General features: G+C 60.7%; 17 protein-coding genes. 6 read left to right on the top strand and 11 right to left on the bottom strand.

Going from position 1 to position 16,308, the window contains the following annotated elements:
* The first annotated feature begins 8 nt into the window (after nt 1-8).
* A complete protein-coding gene (locus ACP7E0_RS28160; RefSeq protein ID WP_426129827.1) occupies nt 9-1,205 on the top strand; it encodes a multidrug effflux MFS transporter in 1,197 nt (398 codons plus the stop codon).
* Nucleotides 1,206-1,463: 258 nt separating this feature from the next.
* Here ACP7E0_RS28160 and ACP7E0_RS28155 read toward each other — a convergent pair whose 3' ends face one another.
* Nucleotides 1,464-2,681 carry an argininosuccinate synthase gene (locus tag ACP7E0_RS28155; protein ID WP_426129825.1) on the bottom strand — a complete coding sequence of 406 codons (1,218 nt, stop codon included), beginning with the start codon at nt 2,679-2,681 and terminating at the stop codon, nt 1,464-1,466.
* Between the two features lie 259 nt (nt 2,682-2,940).
* Nucleotides 2,941-3,393: a BA14K family protein gene (locus ACP7E0_RS28150; RefSeq protein ID WP_426129824.1), complete on the bottom strand. Its 453-nt coding sequence runs from the start codon at nt 3,391-3,393 to the stop codon at nt 2,941-2,943.
* Nucleotides 3,394-3,600: 207 nt separating this feature from the next.
* On the opposite strand from ACP7E0_RS28150, the gene ACP7E0_RS28145 reads away from it, so the two are divergent.
* The gene (locus ACP7E0_RS28145) at nt 3,601-4,242 is read left to right on the top strand and encodes a LysE family translocator (protein ID WP_426129822.1); all 642 of its coding nucleotides are present in this window, start codon (nt 3,601-3,603) and stop codon (nt 4,240-4,242) included.
* Nucleotides 4,243-4,253: 11 nt separating this feature from the next.
* Here the strand turns inward: ACP7E0_RS28145 and ACP7E0_RS28140 are convergent, their stop codons facing one another.
* From ACP7E0_RS28140 to ACP7E0_RS28120, 5 genes are all read right to left on the bottom strand, one after another.
* Complete coding sequence (locus ACP7E0_RS28140) at nt 4,254-5,048, bottom strand: ABC transporter ATP-binding protein (protein WP_426129820.1); 795 nt, start codon at nt 5,046-5,048, stop codon at nt 4,254-4,256.
* Nucleotides 5,045-5,923: an ABC transporter permease gene (locus tag ACP7E0_RS28135; RefSeq protein ID WP_426129819.1), complete on the bottom strand. Its 879-nt coding sequence runs from the start codon at nt 5,921-5,923 to the stop codon at nt 5,045-5,047. Before ACP7E0_RS28135 ends, ACP7E0_RS28140 begins: the two co-directional genes overlap by 4 nt.
* 144 nt (nt 5,924-6,067) lie before the next feature.
* Entirely contained in the window at nt 6,068-7,021 is a 954-nt protein-coding gene (locus ACP7E0_RS28130) for an ABC transporter substrate-binding protein (RefSeq protein ID WP_426129817.1), read from the bottom strand.
* Between the two features lie 93 nt (nt 7,022-7,114).
* Nucleotides 7,115-8,347 carry a 23S rRNA (adenine(2503)-C(2))-methyltransferase RlmN gene (rlmN, locus tag ACP7E0_RS28125; protein ID WP_426129815.1) on the bottom strand — a complete coding sequence of 411 codons (1,233 nt, stop codon included), beginning with the start codon at nt 8,345-8,347 and terminating at the stop codon, nt 7,115-7,117.
* A gap of 269 nt (nt 8,348-8,616) precedes the next feature.
* The gene (locus ACP7E0_RS28120; RefSeq protein ID WP_113241799.1) at nt 8,617-9,120 is read right to left on the bottom strand and encodes an invasion associated locus B family protein; all 504 of its coding nucleotides are present in this window, start codon (nt 9,118-9,120) and stop codon (nt 8,617-8,619) included.
* Between the two features lie 409 nt (nt 9,121-9,529).
* Here ACP7E0_RS28120 and ACP7E0_RS28115 point away from each other — a divergent pair, with 409 nt between their 5' ends.
* Nucleotides 9,530-10,102 carry a sigma-70 family RNA polymerase sigma factor gene (locus ACP7E0_RS28115; RefSeq protein WP_426129813.1) on the top strand — a complete coding sequence of 191 codons (573 nt, stop codon included), beginning with the start codon at nt 9,530-9,532 and terminating at the stop codon, nt 10,100-10,102.
* Nucleotides 10,103-10,108: 6 nt separating this feature from the next.
* Here the strand turns inward: ACP7E0_RS28115 and ACP7E0_RS28110 are convergent, their stop codons facing one another.
* Both ACP7E0_RS28110 and ACP7E0_RS28105 read right to left on the bottom strand, forming a co-directional pair.
* Complete coding sequence (locus tag ACP7E0_RS28110; RefSeq protein ID WP_426129913.1) at nt 10,109-10,486, bottom strand: YkvA family protein; 378 nt, start codon at nt 10,484-10,486, stop codon at nt 10,109-10,111.
* A gap of 75 nt (nt 10,487-10,561) precedes the next feature.
* Nucleotides 10,562-10,879: a 4a-hydroxytetrahydrobiopterin dehydratase gene (locus ACP7E0_RS28105; protein WP_426129812.1), complete on the bottom strand. Its 318-nt coding sequence runs from the start codon at nt 10,877-10,879 to the stop codon at nt 10,562-10,564.
* Nucleotides 10,880-10,982: 103 nt separating this feature from the next.
* On the opposite strand from ACP7E0_RS28105, the gene ACP7E0_RS28100 reads away from it, so the two are divergent.
* The gene (locus ACP7E0_RS28100; protein ID WP_426129811.1) at nt 10,983-11,444 is read left to right on the top strand and encodes a low molecular weight protein-tyrosine-phosphatase; all 462 of its coding nucleotides are present in this window, start codon (nt 10,983-10,985) and stop codon (nt 11,442-11,444) included.
* Here ACP7E0_RS28100 and thpR read toward each other — a convergent pair.
* Nucleotides 11,384-11,971, bottom strand: coding sequence for an RNA 2',3'-cyclic phosphodiesterase (gene thpR, locus ACP7E0_RS28095; RefSeq protein WP_426129810.1), 588 nt, complete (start codon nt 11,969-11,971; stop codon nt 11,384-11,386). The two genes, ACP7E0_RS28100 and thpR, sit on opposite strands and share 61 nt — an antisense overlap.
* Nucleotides 11,972-12,111: 140 nt before the next feature.
* Nucleotides 12,112-12,753 carry an arylesterase gene (locus tag ACP7E0_RS28090; RefSeq protein WP_426129911.1) on the bottom strand — a complete coding sequence of 214 codons (642 nt, stop codon included), beginning with the start codon at nt 12,751-12,753 and terminating at the stop codon, nt 12,112-12,114.
* A gap of 72 nt (nt 12,754-12,825) precedes the next feature.
* Between ACP7E0_RS28090 and ACP7E0_RS28085 the strand changes: the two genes are divergently transcribed.
* Nucleotides 12,826-13,551, top strand: coding sequence for an ABC transporter ATP-binding protein (locus ACP7E0_RS28085; RefSeq protein WP_426129808.1), 726 nt, complete (start codon nt 12,826-12,828; stop codon nt 13,549-13,551).
* The gene (locus ACP7E0_RS28080; protein ID WP_426129806.1) at nt 13,548-16,100 is read left to right on the top strand and encodes an ABC transporter permease; all 2,553 of its coding nucleotides are present in this window, start codon (nt 13,548-13,550) and stop codon (nt 16,098-16,100) included. The genes ACP7E0_RS28085 and ACP7E0_RS28080 overlap by 4 nt, the downstream gene beginning before the upstream one ends.
* The last annotated feature ends 208 nt before the right edge of the window (nt 16,101-16,308 follow it).

The following is a 16,308-nucleotide window of genomic DNA, read 5'->3' as shown; positions in this document are numbered from 1 at the left end:
GCCTGCGGATGAGCGAACGCCGGACCAGCATGCTGGGCGCATTGCTGGCGACGCTTGGGCCGATCTCCATGTCGATCTACACGCCGGCCATGCCCGAACTGGTTCAGGCCTTCGCGACCACGGAATCGATGATCAAACTGACACTGTCGGTCTATTTCGGCGGTTTCTCGGTGGCGCAGCTGATCGCCGGTCCGATGTCGGACGCGTTCGGCCGCAGGAAGGCAACACTTGCCTTCGTCGGCATCAATCTTCTGGGCAGCCTCGTCTGCGCCTTTGCGCCCACCGTCGATTGGTTGCTGGCCGGGCGGCTGATCCAGGGCATCGGCGCTTCCGTCGGCATTACCGTGGCGCGCGCCATCGTGCGGGATCAGTTCACCGGGGCCGAGGCATCGCGGATCATGAACCTGATCGGCATCATGCTGGCCATCGGCCCGGCCATGGCGCCGACAATCGGCGGGCTGGCGCTGGCGGCCTTGGGCTGGCAGGCGATTTTCTTCTTGCTGGTCGGGTTCGGGCTGATCGCCATTGCCGCCGTCATCCTTTTCATGCGCGAAACCACGGTGCCGGACCGCCGCCGCACCCGGCCGGGTCCGCTCCTGTCGGCCTATGGCGAACTTATCCGCGATTCTCGCTTCGTCGCCGCTGCCATCGTGCTCGGCGGTTCGGTCGGCGCGCTCTATGCACAATCGACCATGCTGTCCTTCATCCTGATCGACAAGGTCGGAATGACACCGACAGCTTTCGGGATCGGCATGCTGATGCAGAGCGGTTGCTATTTTTCAGGTTCGGTCTGTCTCAAGCTGACGGCGGCAAAACTTGGCGGCGAAGGCTCGGTCCGCGTCGGGCTCGCTCTTTGTGCCATTGGCGGGCTGATGATCGCCCTCTCCGTCCATTTCATCGCGCCGACCTATCTCTCGGTGATGCTGCCGATAGCCTTTTCCGCCTTCGGCACCGCCTTCCTGACGCCACATATGACCACGGCGGCGCTGCATTCCTTCCCGCATATTGCCGGTTCGGCCTCAGCGATGATGGGGTTCATCCAGATGGCCGGCGGTTTTCTTGGCGGTCTTGCGGCGGCGTTTCTCGGCACACCCTTTACCGCCTTTGGCGTGATCATCCCGGCCATGCTGTTTGCCTCGGTGGCCAGCTATCTCTGGTTTCAGTATTCGACGCGGAGGCTGGTGCTGGACGTTACTGGCGAATAGCCGGCGTACGCTTCCGAAGGGCCGCGAGCTCTCACCCTCCGTCATGCTCGCCCTCGTGGCGGGCATCCAGCGACCCGACGTCCGTCGGGTCAAAGACTCTTATCGCCCAATGACGTGGGCGGCTGGATTCCTGTGACAGGCAAAGGAATGACGGAGATTTGGGTTGCCGCCCAGTTTCCCTAATGATTTGTCGAAAACAAGAAACGGAAAAGCCCGCCTCCTTGCGGAAGCGGGCTTTAGGATCGAAGGCTTTAGATATTACTTGTCGCGGTTGCGGGCGGCGAGCGTGCGCAGGCGCAGAGCGTTCAGCTTGATGAAGCCGGCGGCGTCCTTCTGGTCGTAGGCGCCCTGGTCGTCCTCGAAGGTGACCAGCTTGTCGGAATAGAGCGACTTGTTGCTTTCGCGGCCGGTGACCATGACATTTCCCTTGTAGAGCTTCAGCGTCACTTCGCCTTCGACATGCTCCTGGCTCTTGTCGATCAGCGCTTGCAGCATCTCGCGTTCCGGCGAGAACCAGAAGCCGTAATAGATCAGCTCGGCGTAGCGCGGCATGATGTCGTCCTTGAGGTGCGCTGCACCCCGGTCGAGCGTGATCGATTCGATGGCGCGGTGAGCAGCCAGAAGAATGGTGCCGCCCGGGGTCTCGTAGACGCCGCGCGACTTCATGCCGACGAAGCGGTTTTCGACGAGATCGAGCCGGCCGATGCCGTTGTCGCGGCCGAGCGCGTTGAGCGCGGTCAGGATCGAGGCCGCGCTCATTTCCTTGCCGTCGATCGAAACGGCGTCACCCTTGCGGAAGCCGACCTTGACGGTGGTCGCCACATCCGGAGCCTCTTCCGGCGAGATGGTGCGCATGTAGACATAGTTCGGGGCTTCGACGGCCGGATCTTCGAGCACCTTGCCCTCGGACGACGAGTGCAGCAGGTTGGCGTCGACCGAGAACGGCGCTTCGCCCATCTTGTCCTTGGCAACCGGGATCTGGTGCTGTTCGGCAAAGGCGAGCAGGTCGGTACGGCTCTTGAACGACCAGTCGCGCCAAGGCGCGATGATCTTGATGTCGGGGTTCAGCGCATAGGCCGAAAGCTCGAAGCGAACCTGGTCGTTGCCCTTGCCGGTAGCGCCATGGGCAATGGCATCGGCGCCGGTTTCGCGGGCGATGTCGATCAGGTGCTTGGAAATCAGCGGGCGGGCGATCGAGGTGCCGAGCAGGTAGACGCCTTCATAGACGGCATTGGCGCGGAACATCGGGAAAACAAAATCCTTGACGAACTCTTCGCGCACATCGCGGATGTAGATATCCTTGATGCCCATCATCTCGGCCTTCTTGCGGGCCGGCTCTAGCTCTTCGCCCTGGCCGAGATCGGCGGTGAAGGTGACGACTTCAGCGCCGAGTTCGGTCTGCAGCCATTTCAGGATGATCGACGTGTCGAGACCGCCGGAATAGGCGAGAACGACCTTTTTCACTTGCTTTGCCATGTTTGTCTGTCCGTCTTGTCAGAGAAAACGCGGGCTTGCCCGAGAAAATGCGGGATCGCGCCCAAGAAAAATTCTGCGGCACTTTTAGCGAGATTGCCGTGCCACGCAACCCTTTCGGCCAGAGAATAGCGCACTTGTCGCCTCGTTGAGGTTTGAGGCTCGGGCAATTCGGAGTGCCTTTCGACAACAAAGCAAAAAGCCCGCCGACCTCATGGGCAGCGGGCTTGATGGCGTTATAGCGGTGTCGAACAGCTATCGCCTAGTTGCACTGGCGGCGTGGTCCGTAATTCGGCTGGTATGTGTTGTCGGACGCCCGGTACGAGCGATACCGCGCATAGCAGGCCTGAGTGTGGGAGTTGCCATTGGAATAGCGTGGCTGCGATGCGATGGCGCCGCCGATGATCGCGCCGGCAGCCAGGCCGCCGATGATTGCAGCGGCATTGTTGTTCCGGTCGCGGCGGCGATAGTCGTCCCGGTAATAGCCACGGCGATCGTCGCGGTGGTTGCGATCCCATCTGTTATTCCGGTCACGGTCCCAGCCGTTGCCCCGGTGGTTCCTGCGAATGATCGTGGGTCCGCGGTGGTCACCCACCTGAAGGATATCGGACTGCGTAGCCTGGAGTTTCATAGGCGTGCCTGGAAAGGCATTTGCAGGGACGAAACTGGTCAGCGCTGTTACGGCTGAAATGAAGAGGACGGCTATTTTTCTCATGAATTCTTCCTTTTGTCGTGGCGGAAACGGCGGAGGCGAACATTCGTTCCGGTTGTATGCCATCACCATTTGGTGATGCGTGTATTCGGGTGTCTTTCGGCACCCGGTGGCTGGCGAAATGTCGAATTGCTTTCAGCCGCCATTTGGGACATTCAATAAGCGTGCATCGAGCGAATGCACGGCTTCACCGTCCCATAGGATTGAAAGATGGATTTCCTGCCGAGCCTGCCGACACTTCTGGCTTTCACCGCAGCGACGCTGCTTTTGGCGGCAACGCCGGGTCCCGACATGACGCTCTCAATCAGCCGGGCGCTGTCGCAGGGAAAATCCGCCGCCTTCTTCATCGTTGTCGGCACCAGCCTTGGCTGCGTCGTGCACACGCTTTTGGTCGCCTTTGGCATCTCGGCGCTGATCACCGCCTCGCCGACCGCCTTCATGATCCTAAAGACCGGCGGTGCCGCTTATCTGTTCTGGCTGGCCGTGCAGGCGATCCGCTATGGATCGACGCTGACCGTCAAGAAGGTCGATGATACGGGCGCCTCGGCACTGGCAAATATTTCGACGGGGCTGGGGGTTAATTTGCTCAATCCGAAGGTCATCATCTTCTTCATGACCTTTCTGCCGCAGTTCGTCACCGCTAACGACCCGGCCGTGACGCAGAAACTGTTGTTCCTCGGCTTCTTCTTCATCGTCGCGTCGATACCCGTCAGCGTGCTGGTCATCCTAACGGCCGACGGTCTGTCCGGCTGGCTGCAGCGGCGCAAGAGCGTCATGCGCGGCATCGACTATACGTTTGCCGGCGTGTTCTCGATTTTTGCAGTGAAGATCCTGTTTACACAGACGCGCTGAGTTAACCGGGATCAGCCAATCAACAGCGCATCGTCATCCAGCGTCTGACCGCGGATACGGCGGAACATGGCGATGAGGTCTTCGACCTGCAGTGTCTTGCGGCTGTCGCCGGAGACGTCGAGTACGACTTCGCCGCCATGCAGCATGATAGTGCGGTGACCGAAATCGAGCGCCTGGCGCATCGAGTGAGTGACCATCAGCGCCGTCAGCTTGCGTTCGGACACGATCTTCTGGGTCAGGTTCATGATGAACTCGGCCATGCCGGGATCGAGCGCTGCCGTATGCTCGTCCAGCAGCAGCACTTCCGAGCCTGCAAGCGTTGCCATCACCAGCGAGACCGCCTGCCGCTGGCCGCCCGAAAGCAGGTCCATGCGGTCCCGCATTCGGTTTTCGAGGCCGAGATTCAGTTCGGCGATGCGCGCGCGAAAATGTTCGCGGCGCTTGGGGCCAAGCGCCGGGGTCAGGCCCCGGCTTTCGCCGCGCCGTGCAGCAAGCGCCAGGTTTTCCTCGATCGACAGGGCGCCGCAGCTTCCGGCCAGCGGATCCTGAAAGACGCGGGCGACGAGGCCGGCACGGGCGGCGGTGCCCTTGCGGGTAACGTCGGTGTTGCCGATGGTTACCTGGCCTGCGGTCGGGATGACATCGCCGGCGAGCACGCCGAGTACGGTGGATTTACCGGCGCCGTTGGACCCGATGACGGTGACGAAGGTGCCTTCCTCGATGGTGAGGCTGACGCCGCTTAGCGCCTGCTTCTGCAGCGGCGTTCCCTTGCCGAAGATCACCTGGATATTGTCGAGCTTGATCATGCGGCACCTCCGCGGCGCAGGCGGGGAAGGACGAGGGCGATCGTCACGAGGGCCGCGGTGACCAGATTGAGGTCGGAGGCCTGCAGGCCGAGCATATCGGTGGAGAGCGCCAGCTGGATGGCGATACGGTAGAGGATCGAGCCCAGCACGCAGCCGATCAGGGCAATGAGGATGCCGCGCGCTCCGAGCAGGGTTTCTCCGATGATGACGGCGGCGAGGCCGACGACGATGGTGCCGACACCGGAGGTAACGTCGGCGAAGCCGTTGGTCTGGGCAAACAGCGCGCCACCAAGGGCGACCAGCGCGTTGGAGAGCGCCATGCCGAGATAGATCTGGCGGCTGGTATCCACCCCTTGAGCCCTTGCCATGCGTGCATTGGCGCCGGTGGCCCGCATCGCAAGGCCGGCGTCGCTCTCAAGGAAGCGCCAGACGGCGATAACCGCGACGACGACGAGAAGCCCAATGAACAGCGGGCGAACGTAAAAATCCCGGAGACCAAGGCCATAGAAGGGCGACAGCATCGTATCTGCATTGATCAGCGCGACATTCGGCTTGCCCATGACGCGCAGGTTGACCGAGAACAGCGCAATCATCGTCAGGATCGACGCGAGAAGATTGAGAATGCGGAAGCGGACGTTGAGGATGGCAGTGACGATGCCCGCGGCAGCGCCGGCGATCATCGCGACGCCCGAGGCGATCCATGGATTGACGCCGGCGATGATCAGCACGGCCGCAACGGCAGCACCAAGCGGAAACGAGCCGTCGACGGTCAGATCCGGGAAATCGAGCACGCGGAAGGCAAGGAATACACCGATGGCGACGAAGGCATAGACGAGCCCAAGCTCGACTGCTCCCCAGAAGGCAATTTGGCTCACCGCGGTCGGTCCTCTTCTCAAATTCGTCAAGCCTGGTCCGGCTCGGCCGGTAAAGCGAGGCTTGTTTTACAGATGAACCGCCCCCGTATGAAAGGAGGGCGGTTCAAAATCAATCAGATTGTGCAAATATAAGGCGGCTTAGTCTTATTCGATGACGCGGGTGGCGCGGCTCAGAACGCTTTCCGGGAAGGTGACGCCCATCTTGACGGCAGAACCCTTATTGATGACCAGATCGGTGCCGGCGGCAACCTTGACGGCGATATCGCCGGGGTTTTCACCCTTCAGGATGCGAACGACGATGTCGCCGGTCTGCTTGCCGACGTCATGATAGTTGAAGCCGAGAGCGGCGACGGCACCACGCGATACGGAATCCGTGTCGGCTGTGAACAGCGGCAGCTTGGCTTCGACGGCCACGGCAACAGCGCCTTCCAGCGCCGAGATGATCGTGTTGTCGGTGGGTACGTAGATGACGTCGGCACGGCCGACCAGCGCGCGGGCTGCGCCCTGCACTTCGGCCGACTTGGTGGCGGCGGATTCAACCACGGTCAGGCCGGCCTTTTCGGCTTCGGTCTTCAGGACGGCGAGCAGCGATACGGAGTTTGCCTCGCCGGAATTGTAGAGGTAGCCGATCGACTTCACGTTGGGCAGGATTTCCTTGATCAGCGCGACATGCTCGGCAACTGGCGACAGGTCGGAAAGACCGGTGACGTTGCCGCCCGGCTTGTCCATGTCCTTGATCAGCTGGGCGCCGAGCGGATCGGAAACAGCGGTGAAGACAATTGGAATGTCACGCGTCGAGGATACGACGGCCTGGGCCGACGGTGTCGAGATCGGGACGATAACATTCGGGGCTTCGCCGGCGAACTGGCGGGCGATCTGGGCTGCCGTTGCCGGGTTGCCCTGTGCGGATTCGTAGAGGAACTTGAGGTTCTCGCCTTCCTTGTAGCCGGCAGCGGCCAAGGTGTCCTTGACACCGTCACGCACGGCATCAAGTGCCGGATGTTCGACGATCGCGGTGACCGCAACCGTGACATCTTCCGCCCGGGCGGGCAGGGTGAGGGCTACGGTTGCCGCCAAGGCAATGAGAAGTGAACGCATGGGTGTCCTCCAAGACTGATTTTTAGGCAGTCTTAGGAAGGCTCGACACGTAAATCAATCCAATTGCAGACCAGCATTCATCAAATTTGCTGATCAATCCTCGCCGTGATTGGCAATCATCATCGCTTCGAACGCCATGCGATCGACCTTGCGCATGCGCTCGGAGTCCGATTTCAGCTGGCCGCAGGCGGCGAGAATGTCGCGGCCGCGCGGCGTGCGGATCGGCGAGGCATAGCCGGCCGCATTGATGAAATCGGCAAATTTCTCGATCTCTTCCCATTTCGAACACTGGTAGTTCGTGCCCGGCCAAGGGTTGAACGGGATCAGGTTGATCTTGGCCGGAATGCCCTTCAAAAGGCGCACCAGTTCCTTGGCGTCTTCCAGCGTGTCGTTGACGCCTTCGAGCATCACATATTCGAAGGTGATGCGACGGGCATTTGACAGGCCGGGATAGTTGCGGCAGGCGTCGAGCAGGTCCTTCAGCGGATACTTTTTATTGATCGGCACCAACATGTCGCGCAGATCGTCCTTCACCGCATGCAGCGAGATCGCCAGCATGACGCCGATTTCCTCGCCGGTGCGGAAGATTTCCGGAACGATGCCGGAGGTCGATAGCGTGACGCGGCGCTTCGACAGCGACAGGCCGTCGCCGTCGGTTGCGATCAGAAGTGCCGTCTTGACGTTCTCGAAATTGTAGAGCGGCTCGCCCATGCCCATCATCACCATGTTGGTGACCTTGCGGCCCTCATTGGGGACGACGGTGCCGACCGGCGTGTCGCGGTCCGGGAAATCGCCCAAGCGATCGCGGGCAAGCAGCAGCTGAGAGAGAATTTCTTCAGCCGTCAGGTTGCGCACCAGCTTCTGCGTGCCTGTATGACAGAAGGAACAGGTGAGCGTGCAGCCGACCTGGCTGGAAACGCAGAGCGTGCCGCGGCCTTCCTCGGGAATATAGACGGTTTCGATTTCGACAGGACGGCCGGCACCGCGCGGCGGGAAGCGGAGCAGCCACTTGCGGGTGCCGTCGGTGGAGATCTGCTCCTCGACGATTTCAGGCCGGGCGATGGTGAAATGCGTCTTCAGCAGCTCGCGCATGTCCTTCGACACATTGGTCATGTGGTCGAAATCGGAAACGCCCCGCACATAGAGCCAGTTCCAGAGCTGGCTGGAGCGCATCTTGACCTGCTTGAGGGGAACGCCGACCTCAGCCAGCGCCTTGCCCATGTCTTCGCGCGAAAGGCCGATCAGCGTCGGCTTTTCTGCCATCATGGCCGGGCGGACGGGCGCCTTGACGGGGCGGTCCAGATCGAGTGCTTCAGTCGCGGCCATTCTCGCCATTTCCCATGTTTGCGATACGCAAGGTCCGTTCAAGCGCTTTTGCCTGCAGCCGGTCGCGTAAATGCTGAGATCAGAGTTCGTTTGCCGCGCATCGGGAACGTCAAAGATCCGCGCAGCTATCGTTGAGCGGGCCTTTAGCACGGTTTTCGCCCGGCGTCACCCTCCGGTGCTTCACGGCAGATCTGCAAAAAGACGAAGGCCTTAACGGCGAAAGGCCGGATGAACCGGCCTTTCGAAACAGGATTGAGGTCGTGTTCTGCTTACTTGCAGTTTTCGATCTGCTTCAGCGCAGCCGAAATGCCCGAGAGCGAATAGGAATATGCCGTCGGCGTGCCCTTGCGCGACTTGGCGGCAACCGACATGGCCTTGCCGGTCTTCATCGCAGCTACGAGTGCTGGCTCTTCAGCGGCGTTCTCAACCCAGGCCGAGTTGCCCTTGGTGAACATCGTGAAGTTCTTAGCGTCAATGGTGACGACGACCTTCGAGCTTTCCTGAAGCGGATAGCCCATCATCGCCTGCGGTTCATAGGAAATGTTCTGGCCGGGGCGCTGCGACACGAGGAAAAAGACATCGCCGTGATCGACATTGGCCGGGCTCTTGTCCTTCGGAACGGAGAGCACATAGCAGACCTTGCCGGCGCCGGCCTGATAGGAATAGGCGCCCCAGGCATTGAACTGCTGAATGCGGGTCGGCGACTGGGCCGAAGCAACGCCGGCAAATGCCAGCACGAGTGCGATTGCGAGGTTGAGCTTTCTTACAAACATCTTGTCCTGCCGGTTTCTTGCTGCCAAAGCCCGATCAGCATCAGCCGGGCAACGCATGGTCATGATTTCATTGATTTTGACTTAATTCAGGTTACCAAACCGTCAACATTCCCCGAATTCGCTACCTTTCCGCTTTAATACGGAACAAAGTACGAAGCAAACTTGGCTCAAGTTTCAGGTCGGCGGTAAAGCGGCCAAATGAAACAAGCGTGGGAACGGTGCCGGCGGATATTGCCGAATTCCGTCTGCCCTGCACGTTTGGCTTGCCAGGCCACCGCCCGATCAGCCGACGCGTGCCCGGCGCCGTTTTATGTCACAAAGAATCAGGCAAGAGTTTGACCTTTGACAAAAGCGCTGTACCTGTTGTGAAATACTGCGAAAATCAGGGCCGGAGGCGATCAAAAGCGGAATGAATGTTGAAGTCAGACAGCATTTCGCCGCCCTTGCCGTGGCCGTCGCACGCAATCGTGACCAGGCCGCTTTTTCGGAGCTCTTCGACTTTTTTGCCCCCCGGCTCAAATCTTTCCTAATGCGGCAGAATGCCAGCGTTGCGGAAGCGGAGGAGGTCGTGCAGGAGGTGATGGTCATCCTTTGGCAGAAGGCCCATCTTTACGACCCGAAAAAATCCTCGCTTTCCACCTGGCTTTTCCGCATCGCTCGCAATCGCCGCATCGATGCAGCCCGCAGGCAGCGTAACGGGACGCTTGACGTGCACGAACCGCTTCTCCTGCCTGCAGCGCCGCCAGCGCCGGATGATTTGATCGAAAGTGAAGATCGCGAACAGATCGTCCGGATTGCGCTGACACAACTGCCTGCCGAACAGGTCACCCTGATCCAGATGGCGTTTTTCTTCGGTCAATCGCACTCGGAGATCTCCGCAGCCACCGGACTGCCGCTTGGAACCGTCAAGTCCCGCATCCGCCTCGCCTTCGGCAAGTTGCGAACGCTGCTCGAAGCAGGCGGTGTGGACAGTGCGTATTGATGTTGATCAGTCTGGGAGCTTGTCGCGCAAGGTCTCGTCCGCCTTAAGATAGTGCATTTCCTTGATCTGACCGCTGATGGCGGCAAAGGCGGCGGTCAAAACGGCGATGTCGTCGGAAAAGCCGACCATGGCCAGGACGTCGGGGATGAAATCGAACGGCATGACGAAATAGGCGAGTGCACCGAGCAGGATACCGCGGGTGCGCAGCGGCGTTGCCGGGTCCATGGCGCAGTAATAGGCGGCAACAACGTCACGGCTGAACGGCACCTGCCGCATCGCCCGTTTCAGGGTCGGCCAGAACCGGCGCTGCACCTTGCGGGCCTTCGCTTCCTGTTCGCTTTCCTCGCCAGGCAGCAAAATCTCGCCGATCTTGATGTCGTCCATCTTGTTTGTCCCATCCGTCATGGAAAATCATATGGTGAGTAGGGCCGGGATTTCAAATGCGCTATTTCAAATGCCCTACTTAAGATGGTCGGGCATCCGGCCCGCCGCTGCCCGGTCCATCTTTGCCGCAAGCTTGAAGTCCAGCTCGGTCAGCCCTTGCGAATCATGGGTGGTGAGCGTCACGTCCACCTTGTTGTAGACATTGAACCATTCGGGGTGATGGTTGAGCTTCTCGGCCGAGATCGCGCTTTCCGTCATGAAGCCGAAGGCTTCGACAAAGCTTTTGAAACGGAAGGCTTTCCAGATCGACAGTCCATCTTCGGCAAGCACCCAGCCCTCCATCTTCGAAAGATTTTCGGCAATGGCCTCCTTGGCGAGCTTTTCCTGTTTCATGGCGCAATCCCCTCCAGTTTTTTGATGGCGGCAACCGATATCCCAGTTCCACAACGCGGCAGCCGCAGATAGGTTCAACCTTTTCCCGGGCCTTTTGAATAGCATGAAATCTGTCAGAATTCTCTTCGTCTGTCTCGGCAATATCTGCCGCTCACCCTTGGCCGAGGGCATTTTGCGGCATGTCGCAGGCGATGGTTTGGTGGATGCCGATTCGGCCGGAACGGGCGGTTGGCATATCGGCGATCCGCCGGATCGCCGCTCGATCGCAGTTGCGCTGAAACACGGGATCGATATTGCCGGTCAGCGCTGCCGCAAGGTCCATACCGGTGATTTCGAGGCCTTCGATCTGATCTTTGCGATGGACCGCAGCAATCTTGCCCATCTGCGTGCGATGGCACCGCCGGAGGCGCAGCATAAACTACACCTCTTTCTTGATTATGCGCTGGGGACCACCCGCGATGTTCCCGACCCCTACTATGAGGGGCCGGAAGGGTTTGAGACCGTCTACAACATGCTCTTTGAGGGATGCACGTCGCTCACCGGCAGGCTCGACGAGCGCTCGTAGAGCGGGAAGACTTCTTCGGTGACATAAGGGCCGCCGCCAACCGAATCGCGCGACGACAGAAGCACGAAGCGGGAGACGGTGAAGGGGTTGGTATAGAAGCCGCCGCGGCCGGAGAGGTAGCTGACCACATCCTCGACCCGCGACGACCGCAACCGGCCAAGCGTTACATGCGGGGTGAATTTGCGCGGGTCGGCGGGCAGGCCGAGCCTTTGGCATATCCGCTCGATTTCGGCCTGGAGGGCATAGAGTTCCGGCGGATTGCTGACACCGGCCCAGACCGAATGCGGTTTCTTCGAGCCGAAGGCGCCGGTGCCGGTCAATTGCAGCTGGAATTCCGGACGTTCGATGCGGTCCAGCCGGTCGACGATCTCGTCGGCAGTGCGGTTTTCGACGTCACCGATGAAGCGAAGAGTGATGTGGTAATTCTCCACATCGATCCAACGGGCACCGGGAAGACCACCACGCAACAATGATAGGCTCATTGCGGCATTACGCGGTATCTCGAGGGCGGTGAAAAGTCTCGGCATAACGAGCTCCCCGAATCTCTTGAAGATAACCCAGCGAATCATGCTTGCCATCTGGAAGCAATTATAATTTCGCACCTGCAATATTTATCCAACGCGATTAACAGACACTGAACAAGCAAATAGTTCTGGATTGGTTAGCGTCAGCCTCCCGTTGAGATTGATTGAAGGAAACGTTCAGCTGATGGCAGCATGCGTTCGACCATGACGCCGATGCCGTCGCCGTTCGGATGCATGCCGTCCTCGATCTTCAGCTTGGCATCTTCGACAACGCCGTCGAGGAAGAACGGATAGAGTTCAAGGCCGTTGGTCTTGGCAAGTTCCGGATAGATCGGGTTGAACCGCGCGGCATAATCGGCGCCCATGTTCGGCGGCGCCATCATGCCGACCAGAAGCACGGCGATGCCGCGCGACTTCAGCTTCTCGATCATGGCGACCAGGTTCTTGCGGCTTTCCTCGGGCGCGATGCCGCGCAGGGCATCGTTGGCGCCAAGTTCGAGAATGACGCCTTTGGTGCCATCCGGAACCGACCAGTCGATCCGCGCCAGACCGCCGGAAGTCGTGTCGCCGGAGACGCCGGCATTGCTGATCGTCACGTCGTGGCCCTTTTCGCGCAGGGCCTTTTCGAGCCGGGCCGGGAAGGCATCTTCGGCCGGCAGCTGGTAGCCGGCCATCAGGCTATCGCCGAAGCCGACGAGGCTGAGCGGCTCGGCGCGGCTGACCGCCGGCATGATCACAATTGCCGTGATCGCCAACAAAAATGTACAGAAACCTTTTATTCGCATGAACGTGCCCTTAAATCGGTAAAAGTCAGCCGTTCCGGCAACCTTCATATTGTACATATAGGACAGTTTCCTTTGGCAAAAACCATGATCGAACTGAAAAATGCGGATCTGACCCTCGGCCAGGCCGCTGCGTCCGTTCATGTGCTCAAGGGTATGGATCTGTCGATCGATGCGGGTGAATCGGTCGGGATCGTCGGTCCGTCCGGATCCGGAAAGTCCACGCTTTTGATGGTTCTGGCCGGGCTGGAGCGTCTCGACAGCGGCGAGATCGTCATCGACGGCACGCCACTGCACGGCTTGAGCGAAGACCGGGTGGCGGAATTCCGTGGCCGCAATATCGGCATCGTCTTCCAGTCGTTCCATCTGATCCCCAACATGACGGCGCTGGAAAACGTTGCCGTGCCGCTTGAGCTGGCCAATGTCCGCGATGCGTTCGAGATCGCCCGGCAGGAACTGATCTCCGTCGGCCTTGGCGAGCGGCTGTCGCATTATCCCGGCCAGTTGTCGGGCGGCGAGCAGCAGCGCGTCGCCATCGCCCGGGCGCTGGCGCCATCGCCAAAACTTCTGATCGCCGACGAACCGACCGGCAATCTCGATGCCGAAACCGGTAAGCAGGTGGCCGATCTGATCTTTTCCAAGCAGGCCGAGCGCGACATGACGCTGGTTCTGGTCACCCATGATACGTCGCTTGCCGCCCGCTGCTCGCGCCAGGTCCGGGTCCGTTCCGGCGAGATCGTGTCCGGCTCCGGTCATGAACCATCGGTTTCCGCTTCGCTATCCAAGGTAGCGTCCGCATGAGGGCCGCTGCTTTCGGCGGCTTCCGTCTTGGCCTCGCTTTCCGTCTGGCGCTCCGCGAAATGCGCGGCGGCTTGCGGGGGTTCTATATTTTCCTGGCCTGCGTGGCGCTTGGAACGGCGGCGATTGCCGGTGTCAATTCCCTGTCGCAGTCGATCACCGGCTCGATCGCCAGTCAGGGGCGCGAGCTTTTGGCGGGCGATATCCGCTTCGAGCTCAACAACCGCGTCGCAACCGACGAGGAAAAAGCATTCATCGACAGCCTCGGTGCGGTCTCTGTCTCGTCTGGCCTCCGCTCGATGGCGCGGCTGCCGGATGGCTCCAACCAGGCCCTGGTCGAGCTGAAAGCCGTTGATGGCGCCTATCCGCTCTACGGTACGTTCGATAGCGAACCGGCGGCACCGCTTGGTGATGCGCTCACCGAAAACAGCGGCGTTTACGACGCACTGGCCGCCCCGCTTTTGCTTGAGCGTCTCGGCATCAAGACTGGCGATGAAATCCTGCTCGGGACCGCCCGCATTCGCGTCGCCGGCACCATCGTGCGCGAACCGGATGCCCTGTCGGACGGTTTCGGTTTTGCGCCACGCCTGCTGATCTCGAAACAGGCGCTTGACGCCTCCGGTCTCGTGCAGACCGGAAGCCTGGTCGAGCATACCTACAAGGTGAAGGTGGCCGATAGTTCCAGCGTGCCGGCCCTGCGCAGGCAGGCGGAGGAAAAGTTTCCGCAGGCCGGATGGTCGGTTCGTACCAGCCAGAACGCCGCTCCGGCGCTAACGGCGAATATTACCCGCTTTTCGCAGTTCCTCACCCTGGTCGGGCTGACGGCGCTGATCGTAGGCGGCGTCGGTGTGGCCAACGCCGTGCGCTCCTATCTCGATTCCAAGCGCGGCGTCATCGCCACGTTCAAATGCGTCGGCGCGCCGGCCTCGATGGTCACCACCATCTATCTCATCCAGATCCTGCTGATTGCCTTTATCGGCATCGGCATCGGGCTGGTGCTCGGCGCGCTCATTCCGTTCATTGCGGCGCAATTCCTTGCGGGTGTCCTGCCGGTTTCGACGGCGTTCCAGCTTTATCCGGGCGCACTCGGCCTTGCCGCCGTGTTCGGCCTTTTGACGTCGCTCGCTTTCGCCATCCTGCCGCTCGGCCATGCCCGTGAAGTGCCGGCGACCGCATTGTTTCGCGAACAGGGGTTCGAGCGGGCGCGTCTGCCGTCCTGGCCTTATCTTGTGGCCGCTGCCCTTTGCCTCGGTGCTCTCGCAGGCCTTGCGATCTTCACGGCCTATGACCGGACGATTTCGCTGACATTCCTCGGAGCCATCGCCTTTTCCTTCGTGGTGCTGCGCGGTGTCGCTATCCTGGTCGCCATGCTTGCCCGCCGGGCGCCGCGCGTCAGTTCGCCGGCACTCAGGCTGGCCATCGGCAACATCCATCGGCCCGGGGCGCTCACGCCCTCGGTGGTCCTGTCGCTCGGCCTTGGCCTGGCGCTTCTGGTGACGCTAGCGCTGATCGACGGCAATCTGCGCCGCGAATTGACCGGCAACCTGCCGGAACGGGCACCGAATTTCTTCTTCGTCGATATCCAGAGCGCCGAGGTCGAGGGTTTCCGTTCCCTGCTGCAAACAAGCCTGCCGGAGGGCAAGGTCATCGAGGTCCCGATGCTGCGTGGCCGCATCCTCGCCTTCAACGGCCAGGACGTCACCAAGATGAACGTTCCCGCTGCCGGTCAATGGGTCCTGCGTGGCGACCGGGGCATCACCTATGCCAAGAACAAGCCGGAGAATTCGACGCTGACAGAGGGGGACTGGTGGGCACCGGATTATACCGGCGAGCCGCTGGTTTCGTTTTCATCCGAGGAGGCCGGTGAACTCGGCCTGAAGATCGGCGATACCGTCACCGTCAACGTGCTCGGCCGCAATCTCACCGCCCGGATCGCCAATTTCCGCAAGGTCGAGTGGGAATCCCTGTCGATCAATTTCGTCATGGTGTTCTCGCCGAATACCTTTGCCGGGGCGCCGCATGCCTGGCTGGCCACCGTGATCGATCCGGGTGCGACGGCTGCGGAGGAGGCTGCCACTCTCAAGGCCGTCACCAATGCCTATCCGACGATCACCAGTGTCCGGGTCAAGGATGCGCTCGACATCATCAATGTGCTGGTCGGCCAGCTGGCAACAGCCATTCGCGCTGCCGCTGCCGTTGCGCTGGTTGCCTCGATCCTGGTGCTGGCCGGGGCGCTTGCGGCGGGCAACCGGGCACGCACCCATGATGCCGTGGTTTTGAAGACGCTGGGCGCCACACGCTCGACGCTGATCCGCGCCTTTTGCTACGAATATGCCATCCTCGGGCTGTCGACGGCGATCTTCGCGCTGTTTGCCGGCGGGGTTGCAGCATGGTTCGTTGTCAGCAAAATCATGAGCTTGCCGTCGTCCTTCCTGCCGGATGTGGCCCTGATCACCATGGCTGTCGCTCTCGTCGTCACGGTCGGTTTCGGCCTGGCCGGCACCTGGCGGGTGCTCGGGCAGAAGGCTGCACCCGTCCTGCGCGAGCTCTGATTGCCCAGTTAACCGTTAACACTAACCCCCGAATGCCCTGAGAATCCGCTTTTCGGCTGATTCTCAGGGCGGCCGGTCTTGTGTAAGTCATATTTCGACATCATATTCAGCACAGGCATGCTGGAGCCCCGCAGCGGCGCCTGGGTTAAGTGGCTGGCACCTTTAAAAGGATGCGCCCTTACCGCCCGACACCGTAAACTTAACCGGG

Source organism: Pararhizobium sp. PWRC1-1 (assembly GCF_049897905.1).
Taxonomy (GTDB): Bacteria; Pseudomonadota; Alphaproteobacteria; order Rhizobiales; family Rhizobiaceae; genus Pararhizobium.
The sequence above is the reverse complement of the archived record's forward strand: the minus strand, read 5'-3'. Positions and strand labels throughout refer to the sequence as shown.